At 66.9% G+C, this 10,456-nt stretch carries 11 protein-coding genes; 7 read left to right on the top strand and 4 right to left on the bottom strand.

Annotated elements, in window-relative coordinates:
* Window positions 1-40 precede the first annotated feature (40 nt).
* Complete coding sequence (locus AC3WJI_RS10085; protein WP_492757129.1) at window positions 41-991, bottom strand: isopenicillin N synthase family dioxygenase; 951 nt, start codon at window positions 989-991, stop codon at window positions 41-43.
* 120 nt (window positions 992-1,111) lie between these two features.
* On the opposite strand from AC3WJI_RS10085, the gene AC3WJI_RS10080 reads away from it, so the two are divergent.
* The 5 genes from AC3WJI_RS10080 (at window position 1,112) to AC3WJI_RS10060 (ending at window position 4,926) form a co-directional block, all read left to right on the top strand.
* Entirely contained in the window at window positions 1,112-2,347 is a 1,236-nt protein-coding gene (locus AC3WJI_RS10080) for a multidrug effflux MFS transporter (protein ID WP_492757128.1), read from the top strand.
* 87 nt (window positions 2,348-2,434) lie between these two features.
* Window positions 2,435-2,779 carry a DNA primase gene (locus AC3WJI_RS10075; protein ID WP_492757127.1) on the top strand — a complete coding sequence of 115 codons (345 nt, stop codon included), beginning with the start codon at window positions 2,435-2,437 and terminating at the stop codon, window positions 2,777-2,779.
* 51 nt (window positions 2,780-2,830) lie between these two features.
* A complete protein-coding gene (locus tag AC3WJI_RS10070) occupies window positions 2,831-3,415 on the top strand; it encodes a YdeI/OmpD-associated family protein (protein ID WP_492757126.1) in 585 nt (194 codons plus the stop codon).
* A gap of 153 nt (window positions 3,416-3,568) precedes the next feature.
* Complete coding sequence (locus AC3WJI_RS10065; RefSeq protein WP_492757125.1) at window positions 3,569-3,976, top strand: ExbD/TolR family protein; 408 nt, start codon at window positions 3,569-3,571, stop codon at window positions 3,974-3,976.
* 56 nt (window positions 3,977-4,032) lie between these two features.
* Window positions 4,033-4,926 (top strand): MliC family protein, encoded by an 894-nt coding sequence (locus AC3WJI_RS10060; protein ID WP_492757124.1) that lies wholly within the window; start codon window positions 4,033-4,035, stop codon window positions 4,924-4,926.
* On the opposite strand, the gene AC3WJI_RS10055 is transcribed toward AC3WJI_RS10060, so the two are convergent.
* Entirely contained in the window at window positions 4,916-5,119 is a 204-nt protein-coding gene (locus AC3WJI_RS10055; RefSeq protein ID WP_492757123.1) for a hypothetical protein, read from the bottom strand. The two genes, AC3WJI_RS10060 and AC3WJI_RS10055, sit on opposite strands and share 11 nt — an antisense overlap.
* A 66-nt stretch (window positions 5,120-5,185) precedes the next feature.
* Here AC3WJI_RS10055 and AC3WJI_RS10050 point away from each other — a divergent pair, with 66 nt between their 5' ends.
* Window positions 5,186-5,578: an acyl-CoA thioesterase gene (locus AC3WJI_RS10050; protein WP_492757122.1), complete on the top strand. Its 393-nt coding sequence runs from the start codon at window positions 5,186-5,188 to the stop codon at window positions 5,576-5,578.
* A 96-nt stretch (window positions 5,579-5,674) separates the two neighbouring features.
* On the opposite strand, the gene ppc is transcribed toward AC3WJI_RS10050, so the two are convergent.
* The gene (gene ppc / locus AC3WJI_RS10045; protein ID WP_492757121.1) at window positions 5,675-8,347 is read right to left on the bottom strand and encodes a phosphoenolpyruvate carboxylase; all 2,673 of its coding nucleotides are present in this window, start codon (window positions 8,345-8,347) and stop codon (window positions 5,675-5,677) included.
* A gap of 139 nt (window positions 8,348-8,486) precedes the next feature.
* Between ppc and AC3WJI_RS10040 the strand changes: the two genes are divergently transcribed.
* Window positions 8,487-9,335 carry an oxygenase MpaB family protein gene (locus tag AC3WJI_RS10040; protein ID WP_492757120.1) on the top strand — a complete coding sequence of 283 codons (849 nt, stop codon included), beginning with the start codon at window positions 8,487-8,489 and terminating at the stop codon, window positions 9,333-9,335.
* On the opposite strand, the gene AC3WJI_RS10035 is transcribed toward AC3WJI_RS10040, so the two are convergent.
* Window positions 9,332-10,306, bottom strand: coding sequence for a hypothetical protein (locus AC3WJI_RS10035; protein WP_492757119.1), 975 nt, complete (start codon window positions 10,304-10,306; stop codon window positions 9,332-9,334). The genes AC3WJI_RS10040 and AC3WJI_RS10035 overlap by 4 nt on opposite strands.
* Between the last annotated feature and the right edge of the window lie 150 nt (window positions 10,307-10,456).

Below are 10,456 nucleotides of genomic sequence, written 5' to 3'. Positions count from 1 at the left end.
ACCCCAACCCCTCCCCTGAAGGGGAGGGGCTTTCAAGATACTATTTCTTGATCAGCCCGATCTCGACGAGGCGCTCGTGGAGATAGTCGTGCGAACTGATCGGCTCGGGATAGCGGTTGGGCTGCGCGTCGCTGATGCAGCCGGGCAGCGTCTCGATCAGGAAATCGGGCGCGGGATGCAGGAAGAACGGCATCGAATAGCGCGAATGGCCGCGGCGCTCGGGCGGTGGATTGACCACGCGGTGGGTGGTCGAGGGGAGGACATGATTGGTCAGTCGCTGGAGCATGTCGCCGACATTGACCACCATCGCGCCTTCGGGCGGCTTGACCGGCAGCCACCTGCCATCGCGGTCGAGCAGTTCGAGCCCGGCCTCTTCGGCGCCGAGCAGGAGGGTGATCAGATTGATGTCCTCGTGCGCGCCGGCTCGGACTTCGGGGGCGTCGGCGGCGACCGGCGGGTAGTGGAGCAGGCGCAGCACCGAGTTGCCGTCCTTGACCGCGGCGTCGAACCAATCGGGGGCGAGCCCGAGATAGCGCGCGATCGCCGAGAGCAGTTTGTCGCCGGAATCGTCGAACGCCTGGAACAGTTCGAGGAAGGTCTCGCGGAAGCCTTCGGGCTGGTCGGGCCAGATGTTCGCGGGCATCTGCGCGGCGAAGCGGTGGCCCTGGGCGAGCTGGCGGCCGACATGCCAGAATTCCTTGAGGTCGACATGGGTGGCGCCCTTGGCGATCTCGGTCTTGAACGGCGTGTAGCCGCGCGCGCCGCCCTGCCCCTCGACGAAATAGCCGCGCTTCACGTCCTCGGGCAGGTCGAAGAACGCCTTGGTCATCGCCCAAGCGCGCTCGATCAACTCGGCAGGGATGCCGTGATCGCGCACCACGGCGAAGCCGAAGCGCTGGAAGGACTGGCCGAATGCCTGCGCGAAGCCGTCGGGGTCGGCCTGCTGGTCGGCGAGCGAGAGCGCCGGGATTTCGGCGAGGGTGTCGAGCATGCGAGTCTCCGTGTGTTGGCTTCAGTTAGACCCGCGAGCCCCTGGCGAACAAGCAGGCTAAGTTGTTCGGCGACCAACCAGGGGGGTGACGCCCCCGCCGCGATCCGCCATGGGCAGCGCATGTCCGAGCCGCATCTCTCCACCGCGTCCGCCGATCGCGCGCCGCTCCGCTTCGGCGAGTTCGTCACGCTGATCGCGGCGATGATGGCGCTCACCGCGCTCGGGATCGATTCGATGCTGCCGGCGCTGCCCGCGATCGGGCACAGCCTCGACGTCGCCGAGCCCAATCATCGCCAATATGTGATCACGGCGTTCCTGCTCGGCTTCGCATTCGCGCAATTGATCTACGGTCCGCTGTCGGACCGGTTCGGGCGGCGGCCGGTGCTGATCGTCGCTCTGGTCTCTTATGTGCTGACCAGCGCGCTCGCCGCGGTTTCGGGCAGCTTCGAGCTACTGCTGATCGCGCGCGCGGCGATGGGCGCGTCCGCGGCAGGTGCGCGGGTGGTGACGGTAGCGCTGGTGCGCGATTGCTTCGCCGGTCGCGCGATGGCGCGGGTGATGAGCCTGGCCTTCATCGTGTTCATGGCCGCGCCGATCTTCGCCCCGGCCTTCGGACAAAGCGTGCTCGCGGCGGGCGGATCGTGGCGGATGATCTTCTGGGGCGTCGCGACCGTATCGACGCTGGTCGTGACCTGGTTCTGGCTGCGCATGCCCGAGACGCTCGACCCCGAAGCGCGCCAAAGCCTCCAGCCGGCGCGGATCGTCGCCGATTACGGGCTGGTGCTGCGCGACCGGATCGCGGTGGGCTACACCATTGCCGCGGCCTTGCTGTCGGGCGGGCTGTTCGGGTTCATCGGCTCGGTGCAGCAGATCATGCAGGACGTGTTCGGCCGCCCCGAATTGCTCACCGTCGTGTTCGCGACGGTGGCGAGCACGATGGCGGTCGGGTCGTTCCTCAATTCACGGATCGTGATGAAGATCGGCACGCGGCGGATCTCACACACCGCGCTCGCGGCGCTGGTCCTGTTCGCGGCGATCCACCTCGGCATCTCGCTTTCCGGGCACGAGACGCTGTGGAGCTTCGCGATCCTCCAGGCGCTGATGATGGCGAGCTTCGGCCTCGCCAACTCCAACTTCTCGTCGATGGCGATGGAGCGGATGGGCGCGATCGCCGGCACCGCATCCAGCCTGCAGGGTTTCGTCGCGACATTGGGCGGGGCGCTGATCGGCGCGCAGATCGGCCAGGCGTTCGACGGCACCACGGTGCCGCTCTATGCCGGCTTCGTCGCGATGGGCGTGCTCGCCTTCGTCGCGGTGGCGGTCGCCGAGAAGGGCCGACTTTTCCGGCCGAGCTGACTCGCCGTCGCGGAACGGATGTGCCACGATCCCCGTTCGGAAGCGTGACCGGGGGACATTTCGCCCCCATAGCGAAGAGGATCATTTATGGGCGGCAATCAGGTTCCCCCGCATTCGACCGACAATTGGTCCGCCGAAGGCTATGACGAGGCGCAAGGTGCCGAAATCATCGAAGCGACCCAGGACGGCCCGAGCAACGGCACGATCCTGACCGACATCCCGCTCGGGCTCGACGATCCCGATGCGATCGAGAGCGAAGACGAGCTCAGCATGGTCGACGGCGAAATCGGCGAAGAGGATGACGACGCCGACCTCGACGAGGACGACATCCGCGAGGATGACATCCAGGCCGATCTCGACGACGACGATGTCGACGCGGAGGACCTGGACGAGGAACTCGACGACGGCGACGACGTGGCGCTCGAGCCCTGACTTGACCGCGCGCTCCGGCCCGATCAGCATCCGCCGATCGGGAGGAGCGCCATGCCACGGGACCCGCGCGTCGACACCTATATCGCCGGCCGGGCGCCGTTCGCCCAGCCGATCCTGAGCTGGCTGCGCGACCGCGTTCACGCCGCCTGTCCCGAGGTCGAGGAGACGATCAAATGGTCGCGGCCCTTCTTCGGCTACAAGGGCAGGCCGCTCGCCGGAATGGCCGCGTTCAAGGCGCATGCGAGCTTCGGCTTCTGGGACGGTAACGGACTGGTCGACGGCGAGCGCGAGGGCATGGGGCAGTTTGGCAAGATCACCGCGCTCGACGATCTGCCCGACGCCGCGACGTTCGAAGCGCAGGTCCGCGAGGCGGTAGCGCGCAGCGAAGGCGGCCCGAAGCGGGCGGCGAAGGTGCCCAAGCCGGAAGCGGAGGTGCCGGCCGAGCTTGCCCAGGCGCTTGCCACGGACGTCAAGGCCGCGGCTACCTTCAAGGGGTTCCCGCCGGGGTGCCGCCGCGAATATTGCGAATGGATCGGCGAGGCCAAGCGGCCCGAGACGCGGGCGAAACGCGTCGCCGAGGCAGTCGCATGGCTGCGCGAGGGCAAACGCCGCAACTGGAAATATGAGAGCTGTTGAGCGGTTTGCCTTCGCTTTGAGCCTGTCGAAGGGCGAGAGCGCCGGCGGGACAGAAAGGCGGGCTGCGACAAGCTCAACTCGAACGAAAATCTGGACCATTGCGTGCGGCCGTTGTTATGATACGTTGCATCATAACAACAAGGGAGAGTTGTCATGATCCAGGCCGCACGCGTCCCCGAGCCCGCTCCATTCAGCGCGATCAACGTCACGCCGTTCATCGACGTGATGCTCGTACTGCTGATCGTGATGATCCTCAGCATTCCGAACGCGACGCACAAGGTGCCGATCAATCTGCCCAGCGGGCCCGGCGCGGCTGCCGAGGAGCGCCCGCATCAGCTCGGCATCGATCGCGCGGGGAGCCTGTTCTGGGATGGGAGGCAGATCGCCGACGCCGAGCTTCCCGGCCTGCTGACCACGATGCAGCGCGACAGTTCGGCGGTGCTTCACATGAACACCGATTCCGAGGCGCGTTATGCGCGGTTCGATGCTGTGCTCGCGGTGGTCAAGCGCGCGGGCGTCGAACGGCTCGGCTTCATCGGCAACCGGCCGCTCGCGGATTGAGGAACAGGCGCGGCGGCGGGCGCGTTCGTCGCCCGTCGCCTAACATGGATCATTCTATGCGCCTGTCCCTGCCCTTGCTTCTGACGCTTGCCGCCTGTTCCTCCCAGCCGGCCGAGAACGGCCTGACCGTGGCCAATGATTTCGACCCGACTCCCGAGGCAACGGAGGTTGCGGCTTCCGAGCCCGCGTCAGTACCTGGGGCATCCACCCCGAGCGCGACCCCGGCACCGCTTACCCCGCCCGCGCCAGGAGAACCGGGCGGCCTTCCCGACGACAAGACGCCGGTAAGCGAGGCGCCGTTCACCGAGGACAGTGCGCAGGGCGCCGCCAATGTCGTGCAGACCTATTATGCGCTGCTCGGCGAAGGCAAATACGGCCAGGCCTATCGGCTGTGGGAGCCCGGCGCCGCGGGGATGGATGCGAAAGCCTTTGCCGCGAGCTTTGCGAAATATGCCGAATATCATGCCAATATCGGTGCGCCGGGGCGGATCGATTCGGGGGCGGGGCAGCGGTACGTGACCGTGCCTGTGCAGGTCTATGGCCGGCTGAAGGCAGGCGCGCGCGAATTCAACATGCTCGGTTCGGTGACGCTACACCGCGCCGGCGATATCGACGGCGCGACCCCCGAGCAGCGCCGCTGGCGGATCCGCAGCGCCGACATCAAGCCGCGCCCCGACGCCGCAACGCCGACCCCGCAGCCGACCGAGGACAATCGCTCGACCGCGCGCTATCGCTGCATGGACGGATCGAAGCTTGCCGCCCAGTACGATCCCGACAATAACCGCGTGACCGTCACCCGCGGCGGCAAGCCGCTCGCGACCCTGCGTGGGCAGCGCGTCGCTTCCGGCATCGCTTATGCCGGCGGCGGCTACGAGCTGCGCGCCAAGGGCAATGCGATGACCTTCACCGCGCCGGGTCAGCCGCCGATCGCCTGCACCATCATTCGCTGATCAGGTTCTCGAGCATCGCGAGGTCGCTATTGCTGACATTGGCGCCGGTCGCGTCGACCACGACGGACTCGACTGTCTTGCCCTCGGTGTCGCCGAAGCCGATCGTGGTCAGCGCGGTGAACACCACCCCGGCGGCCCAGAACAAGGCGGCCCAGCGGCTGCGGAACAAGCGGGCGGGGCGGCGCGGGAGCATGGCACCGGCATAATCGCGGCAAATGAAGGCTGCGCTTCGAGACGTGGTTAAGCTAGAAGCGCGGGCATGACGCCGTACACCGCCACGATCACCGCCGGGCCCGAGGACATCGACATCCTCGGCCACGTCAACAATGCGGTATGGGTCAAGTGGATCCAGGACGTCGCGGTGGCGCATTGGCATGCGATCGCCGCGCCTGAGCACCACGCCGCCTATATCTGGGTGATCACGCGGCACGAGATCGACTATCGCGGCAGCGTGATCGAGGGCGAGACGGTGACCGCCGAGACCTGGGTGCAGGAGCCGCCCAAGGGCGCGCGGTTCAACCGCTACATGAAGTTCACCGGCGCGGACGGGAAAGTGCGCGTCGAGGCGAAGACCACCTGGGCGATCCTCGACCGCGCCACCGGGCGGCTGGTGCGCGTGCCGGAGGAAGTTGCGGCGCCGTTTCTGGCGTAGCACTGAACTAGCAGTACTCCTGCGAAAGCAGGAGCCCAGGATAGCAAGCGGCGTCCTCCATAACCCTGGACTCCTGTCTTCGCAGGAGCACGATAGTCAGCCGCTGTTCCTGAGCGCGGTTGCGATCGCGTTGATCGAGAGCAAGATGCCTTCGCCGATGCGCGCATCGTCCTCGCCGCGGCGGTGGCGCTTGAGCAGTTCGACCTGGAGCAGATTGAGGGGCTCGATATAGGGCGTGCGCAGCCGGATCGAGGTCTCGAGCCCCGGATGCTTCTCGAGCAGCCGCGTCTGGCGCGTGACCTGGAGCAGCCCGTCATGCGTCGACGACCAGCCGTCACGGATGCGGCCGAAGATTCCGTCGCGCAGCGCCTTGTCCTCGACCAGTGCGGCATAATGCTCCGCCACGTCCATGTCGGACTTGGCGAGCACCATCTCCATGTTCGCCAAGGTCGAGGCGAAGAGCGGCCAGCCGCTCGCCATCTCGCGCAGCAGGCCTTTGTCGGCGAAGGCATGGATCGCCTGTCCGACGCCGTACCAGCCCGGCAGCATCACTCGCGCCTGCGCCCAGCTGAACACCCAGGGAATCGCGCGCAGATCCTCGATCGCGTCCGACTTCTTGCGGCTTGCCGGGCGGCTGCCGATCTTGAGCCCGGCGATCTCGGCGATCGGCGTTGCCTGGCGGAAGAAGGTGGTGAAGCCCTCGGTCTCGTAGACCAGCCCGCGATAGGCCTTGAACGCAGTCGCCGACAGTTCGTCCATCGCCGCGGCGAAGCGCTCGGCATCGGCGGGGGCGAGCTGCTCGGGTTCGAGGCTGGCGAGCAAAGTCGCCGATGCCATCGCCTCGAGATTGGCCATCGCGCTGGCGCGCGTGCCGTATTTGGCGGCGATGACTTCGCCTTGCTCGGTAATACGGATGCGGCCCTGCACCGTGCCCGGTGGCTGGGCGAGGATGGCCGAGAATGACGAGCCGCCGCCTCGCCCGACCGCGCCGCCGCGGCCGTGAAACAGCTGCATGCCGAGCTTTGCCTTCTCGAATACCGGCTTGAGCGCCGTAGACCCGCGCGACAGCTGCCAGGTCGAGGTGAGATAGCCGCCGTCCTTGTTCGAGTCCGAATAGCCGATCATCACTTCCTGGTGCCCGCGCTGCGCGGCGATCGCGGCGACTTCTGGCAGGCCCAGCCACGCCTCCATGATCGCCGGTGCGCCTTCGAGATCGGCGATCGTCTCGAACAGCGGGATTGCCATGATGTGCGCCTGCGGCTCGGCGCCCGGGACGTAGAGCCCGGCCTCCTTGAGCAGGACATGGACCTCGAGCAGATCCGACACCGACTGCGCCATCGAGACGATGTAATGGGTGATGCACTGGCGGCCGTAGGTCGCGTGCGCCGCGGCGGCGGCGCGGACGATCGCGAGCTCGGACGCGGTCTCTTCCGAATAGACGGCATAGGGGCTGGTCAGCGGACGTACGCTCTCGAGCTCGTGGCGGAGCAGGGCGACGCGCGCTTCCTCGTCGAGTGCGAGATAGTCGTCGCAGACGCCGCCTGCCTTGAGCAGCTCGGCCATCACGCGCTCGTGGATCGCGCTGTTCTGGCGCATGTCGAGCGTGGCGAGGTGGAAGCCGAAGGTCTCGACGGCGCGGATCAACCGGCCGAGCGCGCCGCCGCTGGCGAGCGGCCCGTCGCCTTCCGCAGCGAGCCCACGCGCCACCGCGACCAGTTCCTCGCGCAGCTCGGCGGGTTCGCGATAGGACTCGGCCTGGAACGGGGCGGGGCGTGGGGCGCGCTTGCCGGCGAGCTTTTCATGAGTCGCCGAAAGCCGCGCATAGATGCCGGTCAGCGCGCGGCGATAGGGCTCGTCCTCGCGGCTCTTGCCGGTGTCGTGGCTCGCCTCGGCCAGCTTGCGCACCGCCTCGCTGACGCTGGCATGCTCGGTGGAGATCGACAGCTCGGCGCCGAGCGCGTGGACGGAGTCCATGTAATAGGCCAGCACCGCCTCGGCCGAACGGGCGAGCACGAGCTTCATCGAATCGGCCGTAACGAAAGGATTGCCGTCGCGGTCGCCGCCGATCCAGTTGCCGGCACGCAGGAAGCTCGGCGCGCGCTCGCCGAGCGCGCGGTCCCAGCGGGCGTACAGCGCGGGGAGCACCGGCAGGAAAACGTCGCGGAGATACGACAGCGCCGTCTCGATCTCGTCGGCGACGCCCAACTTCTCGCGGCGGAGCACGCGCGTCTGCCACAGCAACGCGATCTGGCGAAGGATCGCCTCCTCGACCTTGTCGCCGTCTTCGGTCTCCTCGACGCCGAGATCCTTGAGCGCCATCAGTTCGGCGATCCGGTTCTTGTGGTCGATCATCGACTTGCGGCGCACTTCGGTCGGGTGTGCGGTCAGCACGGGCGCAACCAGCGCGTGATCGAGCAGCGCCATCACCGCGTCATGGCCGATGCCGTGCGCCTGCAAGCGCGCGAGCGCCGAGGCGATGTCGGCACCCTGTTCGGTCTCGACGCCCTGGCGGTCCTCGGCGAGGTTGGCGAGCATCGAGAACAGCATGAAGCCGCGGACGAAATCGAGCGTCTCGTCGAGGCTCAGCCGGTCAAGCCCCGAGTCAATCGCGCTCGCGCCGGCGACGCCGCGGTGGCGATCGACCGAAGTGGCGCGGATATATTCGATGCGCTTGAACAGCTCCTCGCCGCCATAGGCCCGGATCACGTCGCCGAGCAGGCGTCCGAGGAAGCGGATGTCGGGATTGTTTGCGATTGCGAGGCTGGCCATGGCGCGTTTGCTGCACTGCGAAAGCGGTCGGGTCAATCCGCGTGTCGTTATAGAGCGCGCAGGCGCAACTTTATGTCGTGACCGTGCTTGCGAAAGGTCGCGGGTTGGCGCTGGCGACCGGGCTTCCTAGATCCGTCGGATGAGTCCCGCCAGCCAGGCCGCCCGATCGCTCAAGTCCGCGCTGGTCGGCCAGGTGCGTGCCGTGTTCAACGACCAGGCGAAGGGCGAGAAGCCGGTCCAGCGCAACCCCGAGCACAGCATGTTCGGCCCGCATTCGGTGGTGTGGCGCGTGCACGGCGACGTCACCACGATGATGGTCGGCGGGGTGACGGCCTTGCTGCTCCAGATGCTGCACCCCGCGGTGCTCGCCGGAGTATGGGACCATTCGAGCTTTCGCGGCGACATGCTCGGCCGGCTGCGCCGCACCGCGCGCTTCATCGCGATGACCACCTATGGTGCCGCCGACGAGGCCGAGGCAGTGATCGCCAAGGTGCGCGACGTGCATACCCGCGTGCGCGGCACCCTGCCCGACGGCACACCCTATGCCGCGGACGATCCGCGACTGCTCGCCTGGGTCCATGTCACCGAGGCGGTGAGCTTCCTCGATGCGTGGCGGCGCTATGCCGAGCCGGGCATGTCGGCGCGCGATCAGGACCGCTATTTCGCCGAATTCGCGCGCATCGCCGAGGCGCTGGGCGCCGACCCGATCCCGCGCAGCCGCGCCGACGCCGACGCGCTGATCGCCGAGATGCTGCCCGAGCTGCTGGTCGACGCGCGTACGCGCGAAGTCGCGCGGATGGTGCTCGACCAGCCGTCGCCGAATCTCGCGGTCAAGCCGTTCCAGGCGATGACGTTCCAGGCGGCGGTCGACCTGCTGCCGGGATGGGCGCGACGGATGCACGGGTTCAGCGGACCGGGGCTCGCGACGCCGGTGGTGCGCTTCGGCACCGGCGGCATGGCCCGCACGATGCGCTGGGCGTTTCGCTAACCTCCGATTTTCAACACGTCGGCAAGCGTGGGGATTACGCCAGCGAGCGCAGGTGCCAGTATGACGAGAATCTTGCTCAGGCTCTGCAGGACATCCGGACCAGCCATTGCGGAAGCGCGGTCCGCTGCATTGACGTCTTTCGACGCCAGCTCGGCCGCCGTGGCGCGCAGTCCTGCGAGGACCGGCAGGGCGAAGACAGCAATCACCAGCGACAAACTAACGCCCGAATAGAGCGCAAAGGCATCGATATGCGCCGAGAATGCAGCGGCGGCAGGCTCTCGCAAAAGCATCAAGGGCCAACGCGTCCAGGCCAGCTGAAAGGCGATCGCGGTGATCATAAAGATTGCTGCGGCATTGACATAGAGACTTAGCCGCGCGCGCTGGCGGTTCAGATGTGCCCAGGCATCCTCCAGCGATACCGATTTCGCAGGCCGCGCAAGGCAGGCGACCGCGCCGACGATCACCGCCGCGGCACCCAGCATCGGAACGATGCGGCCTAGCGAAAGTACCATCTCGAAATTTTCGACGGTCAGGCCCGGCTGCTCCACATCGATGGTGGTATTGCCAAATATCGTCACGGCGTCGTCGATTACGTTTTTCCCCAGCGGCGTCTCAAGCGAAGACCACCGCATCGAGATCCATAGCCATATCGTGCCTATCCCGATCCCGGTCGCCAATGTGGCGAGCAGCACGCCACGCATCCTTGCGTCGAATTCTTCCACCAAGTGCCGAACGAACAGAAGCAGCGTCAGAAAAGTGACGCAGATCAGAACCAGCAATGCGGCGAGGATGTAGAGCCGGCCGGCGGCATCGTAATGGCCGTTCGGTAGGGGCGCGAGCGCAGGCATTCGCACTACGCCGTTCCACCCGTACAGGCCGATCAGCAGGTCCGATAGAATGAAGACAAAGGTGGGCGGCACGACCAGCGCGAGCGTGGCCCATCCTATGGTTGGCCGATCGTCCCCCTGCATGCCCCATCCCCTATGGCGGCGAGCCCGTCGCCATATACGGCGCAACCGCTTGCGTGCCTGAATATTGCACTTTCGCACCCCGGGAAGCCAAGCTGTTTACGTTCCCTGTATATCGTCCTGGGCTTGCCCGTGGATTGCCGGCAAGCGTAC

Source organism: Sphingomonas sp. FW306-1B-B10E (assembly GCF_058782005.1).
The sequence above is the reverse complement of the archived record's forward strand: the minus strand, read 5'-3'. Positions and strand labels throughout refer to the sequence as shown.

Bases quoted from the DNA above. Each gene is read 5' to 3' on its own strand.
- AC3WJI_RS10085 (WP_492757129.1), bottom strand. From the start codon at position 991: ATGCTCGACACCCTCGCCGAAATCCCGGCGCTCTCGCTCGCCGACCAG.
- AC3WJI_RS10080 (WP_492757128.1), top strand. From the start codon at position 1,112: ATGTCCGAGCCGCATCTCTCCACCGCGTCCGCCGATCGCGCGCCGCTC.
- AC3WJI_RS10075 (WP_492757127.1), top strand. From the start codon at position 2,435: ATGGGCGGCAATCAGGTTCCCCCGCATTCGACCGACAATTGGTCCGCC.
- AC3WJI_RS10070 (WP_492757126.1), top strand. From the start codon at position 2,831: ATGCCACGGGACCCGCGCGTCGACACCTATATCGCCGGCCGGGCGCCG.
- AC3WJI_RS10065 (WP_492757125.1), top strand. From the start codon at position 3,569: ATGATCCAGGCCGCACGCGTCCCCGAGCCCGCTCCATTCAGCGCGATC.
- AC3WJI_RS10060 (WP_492757124.1), top strand. From the start codon at position 4,033: ATGCGCCTGTCCCTGCCCTTGCTTCTGACGCTTGCCGCCTGTTCCTCC.
- AC3WJI_RS10055 (WP_492757123.1), bottom strand. From the start codon at position 5,119: ATGCTCCCGCGCCGCCCCGCCCGCTTGTTCCGCAGCCGCTGGGCCGCC.
- AC3WJI_RS10050 (WP_492757122.1), top strand. From the start codon at position 5,186: ATGACGCCGTACACCGCCACGATCACCGCCGGGCCCGAGGACATCGAC.
- ppc (WP_492757121.1), bottom strand. From the start codon at position 8,347: ATGGCCAGCCTCGCAATCGCAAACAATCCCGACATCCGCTTCCTCGGA.
- AC3WJI_RS10040 (WP_492757120.1), top strand. From the start codon at position 8,487: ATGAGTCCCGCCAGCCAGGCCGCCCGATCGCTCAAGTCCGCGCTGGTC.
- AC3WJI_RS10035 (WP_492757119.1), bottom strand. From the start codon at position 10,306: ATGCAGGGGGACGATCGGCCAACCATAGGATGGGCCACGCTCGCGCTG.